Origin of the sequence: Oceanibacterium hippocampi (assembly GCF_900172325.1) — a bacterium.
Classification (GTDB): Bacteria; Pseudomonadota; Alphaproteobacteria; order Sneathiellales; family Sneathiellaceae; genus Oceanibacterium; species Oceanibacterium hippocampi.
In genome coordinates this window covers 341127-354777 of record NZ_FWFR01000002.1, presented here as the reverse complement: position 1 = coordinate 354777, position 13651 = coordinate 341127, and the positions used below count along the sequence as shown (strand labels likewise).

General features: G+C 68.7%; 10 protein-coding genes. 8 read left to right on the top strand and 2 right to left on the bottom strand.

Annotated features, from left to right (window positions below):
- Window positions 1–65: 65 nt before the first annotated feature.
- The 3 genes from OCH7691_RS12685 (at window position 66) to OCH7691_RS12675 (ending at window position 5786) form a co-directional block, all read left to right on the top strand.
- Window positions 66–2792: a cation-translocating P-type ATPase gene (locus tag OCH7691_RS12685; RefSeq protein ID WP_085883906.1), complete on the top strand. Its 2727-nt coding sequence runs from the start codon at window positions 66–68 to the stop codon at window positions 2790–2792.
- A 115-nt stretch (window positions 2793–2907) separates the two neighbouring features.
- Entirely contained in the window at window positions 2908–5112 is a 2205-nt protein-coding gene (locus tag OCH7691_RS12680; RefSeq protein WP_176245040.1) for a marine proteobacterial sortase target protein, read from the top strand.
- Entirely contained in the window at window positions 5109–5786 is a 678-nt protein-coding gene (locus OCH7691_RS12675; RefSeq protein ID WP_085883904.1) for a class GN sortase, read from the top strand. Before OCH7691_RS12680 ends, OCH7691_RS12675 begins: the two co-directional genes overlap by 4 nt.
- Here OCH7691_RS12675 and OCH7691_RS12670 read toward each other — a convergent pair.
- Window positions 5702–7435, bottom strand: coding sequence for an extracellular solute-binding protein (locus OCH7691_RS12670; RefSeq protein WP_176245039.1), 1734 nt, complete (start codon window positions 7433–7435; stop codon window positions 5702–5704). The two genes, OCH7691_RS12675 and OCH7691_RS12670, sit on opposite strands and share 85 nt — an antisense overlap.
- Window positions 7436–7553: 118 nt before the next feature.
- A complete protein-coding gene (locus OCH7691_RS12665; protein ID WP_085883902.1) occupies window positions 7554–8282 on the bottom strand; it encodes a cyclic nucleotide-binding domain-containing protein in 729 nt (242 codons plus the stop codon).
- Between the two features lie 152 nt (window positions 8283–8434).
- Here OCH7691_RS12665 and OCH7691_RS12660 point away from each other — a divergent pair, with 152 nt between their 5' ends.
- The 5 genes from OCH7691_RS12660 to OCH7691_RS12640 all read left to right on the top strand — a co-directional run bounded on the left by OCH7691_RS12660 (window position 8435) and on the right by OCH7691_RS12640 (window position 13645).
- Window positions 8435–8953: a hypothetical protein gene (locus OCH7691_RS12660; RefSeq protein ID WP_139839681.1), complete on the top strand. Its 519-nt coding sequence runs from the start codon at window positions 8435–8437 to the stop codon at window positions 8951–8953.
- A 115-nt stretch (window positions 8954–9068) separates the two neighbouring features.
- Window positions 9069–10088 carry a hypothetical protein gene (locus OCH7691_RS12655; RefSeq protein WP_139839680.1) on the top strand — a complete coding sequence of 340 codons (1020 nt, stop codon included), beginning with the start codon at window positions 9069–9071 and terminating at the stop codon, window positions 10086–10088.
- Between the two features lie 54 nt (window positions 10089–10142).
- The gene (locus tag OCH7691_RS12650; protein ID WP_085883899.1) at window positions 10143–10811 is read left to right on the top strand and encodes a TetR/AcrR family transcriptional regulator; all 669 of its coding nucleotides are present in this window, start codon (window positions 10143–10145) and stop codon (window positions 10809–10811) included.
- An 83-nt stretch (window positions 10812–10894) separates the two neighbouring features.
- The gene (locus OCH7691_RS12645; RefSeq protein WP_085884453.1) at window positions 10895–11356 is read left to right on the top strand and encodes a (2Fe-2S)-binding protein; all 462 of its coding nucleotides are present in this window, start codon (window positions 10895–10897) and stop codon (window positions 11354–11356) included.
- Between the two features lie 12 nt (window positions 11357–11368).
- Window positions 11369–13645, top strand: coding sequence for a xanthine dehydrogenase family protein molybdopterin-binding subunit (locus tag OCH7691_RS12640; RefSeq protein ID WP_085883898.1), 2277 nt, complete (start codon window positions 11369–11371; stop codon window positions 13643–13645).
- The last annotated feature ends 6 nt before the right edge of the window (window positions 13646–13651 follow it).

Below are 13651 nucleotides of genomic sequence, written 5' to 3'. Positions count from 1 at the left end.
AAGGAATTCCGCCGGACTTGCGTTCGCGCAATTACCCGGCTCCCGTCGGGCGCTAGAAAGGCGCCATGAAGACCGCGAGAGACCGGACCGAATTGGTCGATGACGGCCGGGCTTCCGGCCTGCCCTGGCACGCGCGCGACAGCGCCGGCGTGCTCGGCGCCCTTGAAAGCACCGAAGCCGGCCTGAGCGAGGCCGAGGCGGCGCGTCGCCTCGAGCGCGACGGCGCGAACAGGCTTCCCGCCGGCGCCGTGCGCGGACCGGTGCGTCGTTTCCTCGACCAGTTCGCGAATATCCTCATCCATGTCCTGCTGGCAGCGGCGGCAATCACCGCCGTTATCGGGCATTGGATCGATGCCGCCGTCATCGCCGGCGTCGTGGTCATCAACGCGGTGATCGGCTTCGTCCAGGAAGGTCGCGCCGAGCGTGCACTCGCCGCGATCCGCGATATCCTCAGTCCGCACGCCCAGGTCCGCCGATCCGGCCGGGTCCTGTCCATCGACGCGGCGGAAATCGTGCCGGGCGACGTCGTGCTGCTCAAGGCCGGCGACCGGGTGCCCGCCGACCTGCACCTGCTGGGCGCGAACGCGCTGCAGGCGCAGGAGGCAATGCTCACCGGCGAATCCCAGCCAGTCGACAAGCTCGTCGGGACGCTCGCTGCCGATACCGTGCTCGGCGACCGGAGCAACATGGCCTATGCCGGGACTACCATCGTGCATGGCCTGGGCCACGGCGTCGCCGTCGCGACGGGACCGGCGACCGAGCTTGGCCGGATCGGCACGCTGATCGGCAATGTGGAGCGGGTCCAGACCCCCTTGCTGCTCCATTTCGAACGCTTCGCCCGCCAGCTGACCTTCGTCATCCTGGCCTTCGCCGCGGCAACCTGCCTGTTCGGCATCCTCTATCACGGCGCCGCCGTCTCGGAGATGTTCCTGGCCGGCGTCGGCCTTGCGGTCGCGGCGATCCCCGAGGGTCTGCCGGCGATCCTGACGATCTCGTTCGCCATCGGCGTGACCCGCATGGCCAGCCGCCGCGCCATTGTCAGGCGTCTTCCGGCGGTCGAGACGCTGGGCGCGGTCACGGTGATCTGCACCGACAAGACCGGTACCCTGACCCGCAACGAACTGGTCGTGCAGCGGGTTGTGACCGCGAACGGCGATTTCCGGGTGAGCGACGAGGATGGCGGGGGCGGCATCGTCGATTCGCGGGGCGCGGATGCGCCTCCCGACGCGCATCCGGATCTTTCCGCCGCACTCGACGGCGCGCTGCATTGCAACGATGCCGAGATGCGCAACGACGAGGGTCGCCTCTCGGTTATGGGCAACCCGGTCGATCGGGCCCTGGTCCTGCTCGGTGCCGGGGCCGATCCGCTGTCGGATGCGGCAACGGGCCGGGATCCGACGCTCGACCTTGTCCCCTTCGATTCGACCGCGAAGTTCATGGCGACCCTGCATCGGGGCGACGGCGACGGGCTCAGGCTCTACGTCAAGGGCGCGCCCGAACGGGTGCTCGAGATGTGTGCGCACGAGATGGCGGCCGACGGAACAAGGGCGGCGCTCCGCAAGGACCATTGGGCGGACAGGATCTCGGCGCTCGCCGAGGCCGGGCTGCGCGTACTGGCGCTGGCCGAAACCGTTGTCGAGGGTGACGCCAGGGCCAAATGGCAGGCACCCCTCGAAGGCGATCTGACGATGGTCGCGCTGTTCGGGATCAGCGATCCGCCGCGGGCCGAGGCGATCGACGCCATTGTCCGCTGCCGGGAGGCCGGGATCACCGTCAAGATGATCACCGGCGACCATGCCGCGACGGCGCGGGCGATCGCCACCGATGTCGGCCTTGATGCGCCGGAGCGGGTCATGACCGGACGTGAACTGGACGCGCTCGGCGACGACGAACTGGCCGCGGCGGCGAAGGATATCCAGGTCTTCGCCCGCACGACGCCGGAACACAAGCTTCGCCTCGTCACCGCGCTGCAGGCGCAGGGCGAGATCGTCGCCATGACCGGCGACGGGGTCAACGATGCGCCGGCCCTGCGGCGCGCCGATATCGGCGTCGCCATGGGGGTGAAGGGCTCCGAGGTCGCCAAGGAAGCGGCGGAGATCGTCCTCCTTGACGACAATTTCGCGACCATCGCCGCGGCCGTCGCCGAGGGCCGCACGGTTTACGACAATCTGAAGAAATCGATCATGTTCATCCTGCCGACGAGCGCCGGCGAGGCGATGGTGATCGTGCTCGCGGTGCTTTCGGGCCAGTTGCTGCCGATCACGCCGGTGCAGATCCTCTGGGTCAACATGATCACGACCGTCACGCTGGCGCTCGCGCTTGCCTTCGAGGCCGGAGAGGAGGGGGCCATGCGGCGGCCGCCGCGCGGTGTCGGCGAGGCGCTGATCGGCCGCTTTCTCGCCTGGCGCCTGGTTCTGGTCACCGTGTTGATGGTGGCCGCAAGTTTCGGGCTTTTCCTGTGGCAGCTCGATGCCGGGGCGGGCATCGACAAGGCCCGGACGGTTGCCGTCAACATGCTCGTCGCGGCCGAATCGGTGTATCTGTTCAACACCCGGCAGCTCGAAGCCCCGGGCTGGACGATGAAGGGCCTGTTCGGTGGCCGGGCGGTGCTGATCGCGACCGGCGCGGTACTGCTGATGCAGGTCGGATTCACCTATCTTCCGGTGATGCAGACGCTCTTCGGTGTCACGCCGCTGGGGCTCATCGACTGGGCGGCGATCGCCGCCGTCGCGGTGCTGATCTTCCTGGTCGTCGAGATCGAGAAGCTTGCGGTGCGTCGCCGCCGGGCCTGACGGTCCGCCCCATTCCCGCCGTGAAATGGTCCCGTTCGGCCCCGATCCGGCCCAAGGATCTCCCGAATATCCTGTTTCCCTGATGGGCGATCGGGGTTCAACGGGGAGATTCAGAATGCTCAGGCAGTTATCGGCGGCCTTCGTGGCCGTCTTCACGATGTCCACGGCGGCAGTGGCGGCGCCCGCGCCCGGTGGCGGAGAGCAGATTCCGGGACTGGTCGCGCCGGGCGAGGTTGGCAGCGGCACCTTGCTTCTGCAGACCAATGTCGAGGGCCGCTACCTGCCGGCGCCGACGGTCGCGACCGATGCCCGCATGGTGGTTCGCGGCGATGTCGTCCGCGCCACGGTGGTGCAGCAGTTCGCCAATCCGGGCGACCGCTGGGTCGAGGGGCTCTACGTCTTTCCGTTGCCCGACGGGGCGGCCGTCGACCGCATGCGCTTCCAGGTCGGCGATCGCTTTGTCGAGGGCAAGGTCATGGAGCGCGCCGCCGCCCGGCAGGTCTACGACGATGCGAAGGCGTCCGGCCGCAAGGCGAGCCTGCTCGAACAGGAACGGCCGAACATCTTCACCGTCTCGGTCGCCAATATCGGCCCGGGCGAGGCGGTCCGTGTCGAGATCGAGTATCAGGAAAAAGCCAGGCGCGACGGCGGGCTCTATTCGCTCCGCTTCCCAATGGTCGTGGCACCGCGCTACAACCCCGAACCGCGTCCGGTCGCGTCGAGCGATGGCGGCGGCTTGATCGATCCGGTTCCCGACCGGGACCGTATCACGCCGCCATACGCGCGGCCGGAGGAGGGGCCGGCGAACCCGGTCCATATCACCGTCTCGCTCGATGCCGGGTTCCCGATCGGGCGTCTCGAGAGCCCCTTCCACAAAGTGGCGATCGCACGTCCCTCGGACAACGCGGCCGAGATCGCGCTGACCGAAACGGCAGCGGCGAACCGGGATTTCGAGCTGGTCTGGAGCGCCGGTGCCGGGGCCGCGCCCGAGGCGGCGCTGTTCGTCGAGAAGGGCGAGGCGGCGGATTATTTCCTGCTGACCGTCATGCCGCCGGACCAGGTCGCCGAAAGCCTTCCGCCGCGCGAACTCGTTTTCATTCTCGACGTCTCCGGATCGATGGCCGGCGATTCCATCCGCCAAGCCAAGGCGGCGCTGAAGCTCGCGATCGACCGGCTCGGGAGCGATGACCGGTTCAACCTGATCGTCTTCTCCAACGACGCCTTCCAGCTCTTCCCGGCAGCGCGCGGCGTGACCGCCGCCAGCCGTCAGGCGGCACTACGCTTCATCGACAGGATCGAGGCGGACGGCGGCACCGAGATGGAGGACGCGCTTCGCCTGGCGCTCCGCGACGACGATCCGGGCAAGGGCTATCTCCGCCAGATCGTGCTGCTCACCGACGGCGCCGTCGGCAACGAGGCAGAGCTGCTTCGCCGCATTCAGGGCGGTCTCGTGCAGAGCCGTCTCTTCACCGTCGGAATCGGCTCGGCGCCGAACAGCTATTTCATGCGTCGCGCCGCCGAAACCGGCCGCGGCAGCTATACCTTCATCGGTTCGCCCGACCAGGTGATGGAACGGATGTCGGCCCTTTTCGGGAAGCTCGAGCGCCCGGCGCTGACCGATCTGCGGCTCGACTTCGGCGACGGCGCGGGAGCGGTCGAGAGCTATCCGGCCACGGTGCCCGATCTCTACTACGGGGAGCCGGTGTCCGTGAGTATCCGCCTGCCCGAGGCGAAGGGTATTCTCACCCTGCGCGGGACAGCCGCCGGCGAGGCCTGGGTACGGCGGATCGACCTCGCCACGGCATCTCCCGGTGCCGGCATGCGGCCACTCTGGGCGCGGGCGAGGATCGCCGGAATCGAAAACAGCCTGCTCGACGGCAACGACCCCGAGCGTGTGCGGCAGGAAATCCTCGACGTTGCTCTGACGCACCGGTTGCTCAGCCGCTATACGAGCCTTGTCGCCGTCGATGTCACGCCGAGCAGGCCCGATGATGCCGGGCTCGACAGCCGCAAGATCCCCGCGCAACTGCCGGACGGCTGGGAATGGGACAAGGTGTTCGGCGCCGAGCGGGCAATGCCGGCCTCCCCGCCGTCGCAGGTGCCGGGCTTCTCGCCCGCCGACCGGGCCCTGCTCAAGAAGGCCGGACCGGCCGGTTCGGCCGCGGCCCCGCAGGTTACCGCCATGGCGGCCGAGATCGCCCTGCCGCAAGGGGCGACCGATGCCGAATGGCGGATCCTGAGCGGTCTCGCCGGGTTCATCCTGTTCGCCATCTTCTTCCTGCTCCGCAGGCGCCTGCCGGCGACGGGGAGGCCGGCATGAGGGCCGGGCGGGCGATGTCCGGCGCGATTCTGACCGGGATCGCGCTGTTCGCCGGCTGGCAGGTCGCGAGCGGCGTCTGGATGACCGCAAAGGCGCGGCTGGCGCAGGTCCTGCTGGACCGCGCCTTTGCCGGGACGGTGACGGCAGGTGCAGCTGTGAGACCCTGGCCCTGGGCGGATATCCGCCCGCTGGCGAAGCTCACCGTGCCGCGGCTGGGGCGGACGGCGGTGGCGCTCGATTCGGCGAGCGGCGAGGCGATGGCCTTCGGTCCCGGCCATGTCGCGGGGTCGGCCCAGCCGGGTGCGCCGGGCCTCTCGATCTTCGCCGGGCATCGCGACAGCCATTTCGCCTTTCTGCGTGCCCTTCGGGCCGGCGATGCGGTGGAGGTGACGGACGGCGGCGGCAGGCTTACGCGCTATCTCGTCCGGGATACCCGTGTCGTCGACGCCGGCCGTTCCGGTCTCGATCCGGACATGCCCGGGCGCTGGCTGGCGCTCGCGACCTGCTGGCCATTCCACGCGATCCGGCCCGGCGGTCCGGAGCGTTACGTGGTGCTAGCCGAAGCGGTTGCCGAGGCGCCCGAGCCGGTTCAGTCGGGCGCGCGATTCTCGCGCCCGGCCGGGCTTCTCGCCTCGGCGTCGCGGGACCACCAGCTCGGCATGTCCAGGCCGTAGGGTGGCTGCCTGTCCGGCACGCCGACCGATCGCCAGTAGGCCAGGCGGTCGATGCGGTCGTGATAAAGCGGCAGGACATAGGCGCCGGCCAGCAGGACACGATCGAGCGCCCGGGTGGCCGCGACCAGCCCGGCCCGGTCGCGGGCTGCGACGATCTCGCCGATCAGTGCGTCGACCAGCGGACTCTCGATGCCGGGGTAGTTCCGGCTGCCGGGAGTCCGCGCGGCGGCCTGTGACCAGTAGTGATACTGTTCGGTGCCGGGCGAGAGCGACTGTCCCCAGAAATAGACGATGGCGTCGAAATCGAACTCAGACAGGCGCTGCTGATAACTCGCGCTGTCGACGCTGCGGATTCGCATGGTGACGCCGAGACGGCGGAGATTGGCCGCGAGCGCCAGCATGACGCGCTTGAGCGCGGGGTCGTTCAGCAGCACTTCGAAGGCAAGCGGTTGGCCGTCGCCGTCCTGGCGGGCGCCGTCGACGATCCGCCAGCCGGCCTCGTCCAGCAGGCGTCCGGCCCGGAGGAGACGATCCCGGCGGCTTGAAATTCCGTTTGCCGCCTCAGGCCCGGGTGCGGCCAGCAGCCGCTCGGGGACCGGCGAGACATGGCGGGCGAGCAGGGCGCGTTCGGCCTCGCTCGCGGGACCGCTCGCGGCGAGTTTCGAGTTCTCGAAGAAGCTCGTGGTCCGGGTCATCGCCCCGTCGAAATAGGCGCGGTTGATCCAGTCGAAGTCGAAGGCGAGCGCAATCGCCCGGCGAACGGGGGTGGCATCGAACGGGGCCCGTCGGTTGTTGAAGGCGAGCCCGAACATGCCGGCTGAGCGATGGTGCGTGAAACTCAGCCGCCGCACGCGGCCGTCCTTCGCGGCCGGAAAGTCGTAACCGCGGGCCCAGCGTTCCGGGTTGCCTTCGAGCGTGAAGTCGTGGCCGCCGGCCTTGAAATCCTCGAACGCGACCGACTGGTCGCGGTAATAGCGGAAGCGGATGCTGTCGAAATTGTAGCGCCCGCGGTTGATCGCCAGTCCCGCGCCCCAGTAGTCGGCGACCCGGCGATAGCGGACCTCGCGGCCCGGCTCCCAGCTTTTGATGCGGTAGGGGCCGCTGCCGAGCAGCGGCGCCAGCCCTGGCCGGTCGAAGCTGTCGGCGTCCGTGGCATGGGCGGCCAGGATCGGCATCAGGCCGAGGATCAGCGGCAGTTCCCGGTTCTCGCCGTCGGCGAAGCGGAAGCGGACACGCCGACCGTCGAGGGCGTCGGCCCCGACCACCGCGCGGTAGTAGAGCCGGAGGTTCGGACGCCCCTTGTCCTTCAGGAGACGCCAGGAGAACAGGACATCCTCCGGCGTTACCGGGCTGCCATCGTGGAAGCGGGCGCGCTCGTCGAGGCGAAAGGTCACCCATGTACGGTCCGGGGCGACATCGATCGACTTCGCGAGCAGGCCGTAAAGCGTGAACGGTTCGTCGAGGCTGCGCGCCATGAGGCTCTCGCGAACAAGGCCGAGACCCTGCGCCGGTACGCCAAGCACGATATTGGGATTGAAGCTGTCGAAACTGCCGTAGGCCGGGATGGTCAGTGTACCGCCGATCGGCGCATCGGCACGGACATGGTCGTAATGGGGGAATCCGGCGCCATGGGCCGGCGGACCATGCATCGCGAACCCGGCCTGTTCATCGGCCCGGGCATCGGGCGCCGCGAAGGTAATGGCCAGCAGCAGGAAGAGTAGGAGGCGGCTGGCGCATTCGAACGGGCTTCGGGCGCCGGTGACCCGCCTAGCTTTCCTCGGCCAGCTCGGACAGCTTCTCGTCGTCCGGAATGCGGACGTTGTGGCTGTCGGGCAGGTTGATGACGCCGTCATTCTTGAGCCGGGTGAAGGTACGGCTGACCGTCTCGATGGTGAGGCCAAGATAGTCGGCGATGTCATTGCGGCTCATCGGCAGGAAGATCCGGTCGCTCTCCGGGTCGAACCGGCGGGCGTCTTTCAGGCGGCGCAGCAGGAACGACGATACCTTCTCGATCGGCGTCTTGCGTCCGAGCAGCAGCATCTGGTCCTGGGCGGCGGCCAGTTCGTCCTTCGCGATCGCGAACAGGCGGGCCCGCATGGCCGGGAAGCGTTCGAACAGGCCTTCGAGTTCGCGCACGCCGAACTGGCAGAGCCGAAGCTCGGTCACCGCCTCGGCACCGTAGGAATAGATGTCGCGTGCCGCAAGCCCGAGGAAATCGCCGGGATAGAGAAAACCGGTGATCTGCCGCCGGCCGTTCGGCAGCAGCTTGTAGAGGCGGATCGTACCGGAGGAGACGTTGTAGACGTAACGCGCCTCGTCGCCTTCCTCGAATATGGGGGTGCCGGGTTGCATTTCCTTGTGGCGCACAAGGGACTGCAACTCCGAAAGATCATTCTCGGGCAGCTCGCCGCAGAGCGAGATTTCGCGGACTTCGCATTGCAGGCAGGCAACAGCCCCGCTTCGCCGCGCCGCCGCACATGGGGAACCCCGGCTCATTGCATCCACCCTGACACTTCCTGCCGCGGGTGAGGCCGCGCGGCGGTCCGAGTTTCCCAAGAATCCGTTCCCAATACAAGCGGCACGCGAACTTCCGGCGGTTTGATCGGAATCAAGGACTGGCGGTTCCCTTTCCGGCGAAGGTCCCTGTCATGGCAAATATGACGCGCGAGAACCATCACGATCTGAGCCTGGTGCCGCTCACGGTTTCGCGCGTCGATCTCGCCTATCCGCTGGTCAGGGAGGGACGATCCGATCTGACGCTTGAGGAATGGCGCGGCCTTGCCCTGCCGCTGGCCGCGCCGGATGACTGCCGTACGCTCCCCGACGCGCCCGAGCGCGAGGGGATCGTTGCCGTCGAGAGACACGGCTACCTGCGTGGCCTGGCGGTATACTCGGTGTCCCCGGATCTTCGCCGGGGGCGGATCATGATGGTTCCGGACCTGGTCGTGGCCGGGTCGCTCGAAGCTCCGGCGGTCCTGGAATGTCTCATTTTCGGGTTGCGGGACATGGCCCGCCGACGGGCCTGCGAGGCGATATCGATCACCCTGGAGAGCGGCTTCGTCTGGGCGGGCGTGATCCTCGAGCGCCATGGCCACAGGCACGGCGGACGTCTCTATCGCTGCGACGACCTGTCCCAGGCCTTCCGAGGGTGGACGCAACGATGCTGACCGCGCCCGGCATGGCCCTCCGGTTGCGGGGGAACGCCCCTCGTCAAGCCGACGTGCACAAACGCGGCAATATCCCTTAAGCTGCGAACTTTCCGCGGGAGGAGGAGTGTTGGCGTTGCGGGGGCGTTTCGGAATTGTCGGCAGCGTCATGCTGCTGGCCGTGGTGTGGTGGCGGCCGACGTCGGCGGCGGCCTTTTCGGTACTGCAGGCCGGCGGATTGCCGCCTGACATGCAAATCGCCGGCGGGGCGGACGGGATCTTCCTGAACGCGCCGGGAACCGCGCGCTATCGCGTCGTCATCCGCGATTTCGCGCTGGCGCTCGAACCGGCCGGTGCAGCGCCGGTCGCGCCCGATGGCGACGATGAGATCCTGCCCGACGGCACCGTGCGCGCGGCCAGGGGGCGTCTTGTCGCGGCCTGGCTCGCCGAGCCGACCGACCGTTACCGCCACGGCGTGCTCGGCGATGCGATCGAGGCCGGTGCGCTTCATGCCCGCCTTGCCGACGGCACGGTCGTGGCATTCCGGCTCGACGACGGCTCGGTCTTCGAGGACCTCTATCCGCGTCCCGTGGATATCGACGGCGACGGCAACGACGAACTCCTCACGGTGCGAAGCTATCCCGACCGGGGCGCCGCACTGGTCCTCCTGGGTCTCGCCGGAAGCGCGCTCGATCTCATCGCCGAGGGACCGGCGATCGGTCAGCCGAACCGTTGGCTCGACCCGGTCGGCATGGGCGACTTCGATGGCGACGGCAGATCCGAACTAGCCGCCGTGCTGACCCCGCACATCGGCGGCGTGCTGACGGTCTATCGCCGGGACGGCGCGCGGCTTGTGCCGCGCTATCGTGCCGAAGGCTATTCCAGTCACCGGATCGGCAGCCGGGTACTCGGCCAGTCCGCCGTGCTCGACGTCGACGGCGACGGGGTCGACGACATCGTTCTCCCGGACGCCACGCGGCGCGCCATGCGCGTGGTCAGCTTTCCCGAGGGGCGGTTCCGCGAACTCGGCCATGTCGCGCACGACGCAGAGATCGTCTCCGATATCGCGACCGGGGATATCGACGGCGATGGCATCCGCGACGTCGCCTATGTCCTCGGTGACGGCACGCTGGTCGTGCTCAAGCCGAAACGGTAAAGGGCGGCGCTTGACAGCCGGGCTCTTTCCCGCATAACCGACCAGAGGTCAGTTATGCGAATGATACCCATCAACGGGCGCCGGGCGCGCAGCGACGATCAGAAGAAGGCGCGCGAGGCGGCGATCCTCGAGGCGGCGGAAGCGATCTTCGTCGAGCGAAGGGTGCTGCCGCCGATCGCCGAGGTTGCGGCCCGCGCCGGGCTCGCCAAGGGCACGGTCTACCTTTATTTCCGGGGCAAGAACGAACTCTTCCTGGCACTGCTCGAGCAACGCCTGCACGCCGCGCTGGACGCCCTTCAGGAACTGCTCGCGCAACCGGCGATCGACGCCGGGATGCTGGTCGACGGTCTCGTCGCCTTCTTCCTCGCCCATCCGACGACGCTGGATCTGGCGCGCTTCAGCGACAGCCATCTCGAGCATGAGGGCGATGTCGAGGCGATCTACGGCTTCAAGCGGGATCTCGCGACGCGGACCCTGGCGGTCGGCGCCGAGGTGGAACGCTGCTTTCCGGCGTTGCGTCCGGGCGAGGGCGCGCGGCTCGTCTACTGGACCTTCCTGTTCCTCCAGGGGATCTGGCAGGCGGCATCGCCGCCGGCGCCGGTCCGCGAGGCGCTCGCCCGGCCGGGTCTGGAATTGTTCCGCCTGGATTTCGAACGCGAGGCCCGTGACGGGCTGATGGCCTTTTGGCGCCCGGCGGCGGACAAAGCGCGACAGAATAGCTGACCAGGGGTCAGTTTTGGGTTGCGTGACAGGGCGCGTTGTCGATTTAATGACCCTTGTTCAGTTATCTGCGGAAGGAAATCGGCATGATCCGCATCACGGTGAACGGCAAGCCACATGAGCTCGATGTCGAGCCGGAGATGCCGCTGCTCTGGGCGCTGCGTGACGAACTCGGGCTGACCGGCACGAAATTCGGCTGCGGGGTCGCCTATTGCGGCGCCTGCACGGTGCATGTGGACGGCACGCCGACGCGAAGCTGTGTTACCGGGGTCGGTGATGTCGACGGCGCGGCCATCACCACGATCGAGGGGATCGCCGGTCGGGACGGCGACGGCGCGCCCTTGCTGCACCGGGTACAGGCGGCCTGGATCGAGGCGCAGGTGCCGCAATGCGGCTATTGCCAGTCGGGCATGATCATGGCCGCGGTTGCCCTTCTCGACAGCAATCCGAACCCGTCCGATGCCGAGATCGACGAGGCAATCGACAATGTCTGCCGCTGCGGGACCTATCAACGGATCCGCAAGGCGATCCACCTGGCCGCCGGCTGAGGGGGCACGACGATGAACAGGCCATTCCAGACGAGCCGCCGCCGGTTCCTGATCGGTGCCGCCGCCGGCGGCGGGCTGATCGTCGGCTATCAGCTGCTTGGCCGGCCGGCCGGCGCCGAAACCTTCCTCGACATGACGGTGGCCGGCGAGGCGCCGCTCAATGCCTGGGTCCGGATTGCCGCCGACGGCACCGTGACAGTGGCCGTGCCGCGCGCCGAGATGGGCCAGGGCGTCTATACCGGGCTCGCCATGCTGGTCGCCGAGGAACTCGAGGCCGACTGGGCCAGCGTCCGGGTCGAGCAGGCGCCGATCGACGGCGTCTACGGCAATATCGAGATACTCGTCGACGGCCTGCCGTTCCTGCCCGAGGACGACGGAATGGTCGCCGGATCGGTGCGCTGGATGACCCGCAAGGTGGCCGGAATGCTCGGTCTGCAGGCGACCGGCGGCTCGACAACGCTGCGCGATGGCTGGGAGGGCATGCGGCATGCCGGCGCCGCGGCGCGCGAGATGCTGATCAGCGCCGGGGCCGGGAAGCTCGGCGTCGGTCGCGGGGAATGCCGGGCCGAGAAGGGCCGGGTGGTGCACCCGGCAAGCGGCCGGTCGGTCGGCTACGGCGAGGTCGCCGAAGCGGCCCGCCGGGTCGAACTGTCCGAGGAACCGCGTCTCAAGACACCGGAACAATGGACGCTGATCGGTACCTCGCCGGCCCGGGTCGACATCCCGGCAAAGGTCGATGGCAGCGCGGAATTCGGCATCGACATCCGCCGCCCCGACATGCTGCACGCGGCGATTGCCACCTCGCCGGTCTTCGGCGGCACGCTGAAATCCTACGATGCGACCAAGGCCAAGGCGATGTCCGGGGTGGTCAAGGTCGTCGAGGCGGCCGGCGGCGTCGCCGTGATCGCCGACAATACCTGGCGGGCGCGGCAGGCGCTCGATGCCGTCGCCATCGAGTGGGACTCCGGCGAAAACGGGACGGTGACCTCCGAATCGATCTTCGCCCGGTTCGCCCGCGACCACGATGAGGGCGACATCGACACCCACCGCGACGACGGCGATGTCGAAGAGGCGCTGGCCGGTGCCGCGACCGTGGTCGAGGCCGAGTATCGCGTGCCCTACCTGGCGCACGCCTGCATGGAGCCGATGAACTGCACCGCCCTGGTCGACGACCATCGGGCCGAGATCTGGACCGGCAACCAGGCGCCGCCGCTGATGCGGATGGCGGCGGCCGAGGCGGCCGATCTCGACGGCGACGACGTCACCGTGCACACGCCCTTCCTCGGTGGCGGTTTCGGCCGGCGGTCGGAGACCGACCTTGCCTTCCAGGCGACGGCAATCGCCCGCCAGGTGCCCGGGCGTCCGGTAAAGCTCACCTGGTCGCGCGAAGACGACATGCGCCACGACATGTACCGCCCGGCCGCGCTCAGCCGTTTCCGGATCGGGCTCGACGCCGCCGGAGCGCCGGTCGCCTGGAGCAACCGGATCGTCTCGCAGTCGGTCGTGGCGAATTTCATGGGCCGCCTGATGCCGGGCGCGCCGATGCTGCTGAAGGACAAGACCACGGCCGAGGGTGCCTTCGACCGGCCCTACGAGTTCGCCAACCAGCGGGTCGAGCACGTGGTGAGCGAAACCCATGTGCCGGTCGGTTTCTGGCGCAGCGTCGGCCATTCGCTGAACGCCTTCTGCGTCGAGAGCGCGATGGACGAGGCCGCGCACGCCGCCAAGGCCGATCCGGTCGCCTTCCGGCTGGCACTGCTGAAGAACCACCCGCGTGCGGCAAGAGTTCTGCAGACGGCGGCCGACGCGGCCGGATGGGGCACGCCGCTGCCGGCCGGGCGCGGGCGCGGGGTGGCGCTCCATCGTTCGTTCGGCTCGACGGTGGCGGAGATTGCCGAGGTCACGGTCCGGGGCGACGGCACACTGAAGGTCGATCGCGTCGTCTGCGCCGTCGACTGCGGCCGTGCCGTCCAGCCCGACGGGGTCGTTGCGCAGATGGAAAGCGGCATCGTCTATGGCATGACGGCGGCCTTCTACGGGGCGATCGATATCGTGGATGGCGCCGTCGCGCAGGGCAACTTCCCCGACTACGAGATGCTGAGGCTTGCCGACATGCCGGTCGTCGAGACCCATATCGTCGAGAGCGGCGAACCGCTTGGCGGCGTGGGCGAGCCGGGAACGCCGCCGATCGCCGCTGCGCTGGCGAACGCGATCTTCGCCGCGACGGGCAATCGGATCCGCACCCTGCCGCTGCAGAAGGCCGGCTTCGCGCCGGCCGGCGTGGCCTGAACCCGG

Bases quoted from the DNA above. Each gene is read 5' to 3' on its own strand.
- OCH7691_RS12685 (WP_085883906.1), top strand. From the start codon at position 66: ATGAAGACCGCGAGAGACCGGACCGAATTGGTCGATGACGGCCGGGCT.
- OCH7691_RS12680 (WP_176245040.1), top strand. From the start codon at position 2,908: ATGCTCAGGCAGTTATCGGCGGCCTTCGTGGCCGTCTTCACGATGTCC.
- OCH7691_RS12675 (WP_085883904.1), top strand. From the start codon at position 5,109: ATGAGGGCCGGGCGGGCGATGTCCGGCGCGATTCTGACCGGGATCGCG.
- OCH7691_RS12670 (WP_176245039.1), bottom strand. From the start codon at position 7,435: ATGCATGGTCCGCCGGCCCATGGCGCCGGATTCCCCCATTACGACCAT.
- OCH7691_RS12665 (WP_085883902.1), bottom strand. From the start codon at position 8,282: ATGAGCCGGGGTTCCCCATGTGCGGCGGCGCGGCGAAGCGGGGCTGTT.
- OCH7691_RS12660 (WP_139839681.1), top strand. From the start codon at position 8,435: ATGGCAAATATGACGCGCGAGAACCATCACGATCTGAGCCTGGTGCCG.
- OCH7691_RS12650 (WP_085883899.1), top strand. From the start codon at position 10,143: ATGCGAATGATACCCATCAACGGGCGCCGGGCGCGCAGCGACGATCAG.
- OCH7691_RS12645 (WP_085884453.1), top strand. From the start codon at position 10,895: ATGATCCGCATCACGGTGAACGGCAAGCCACATGAGCTCGATGTCGAG.
- OCH7691_RS12640 (WP_085883898.1), top strand. From the start codon at position 11,369: ATGAACAGGCCATTCCAGACGAGCCGCCGCCGGTTCCTGATCGGTGCC.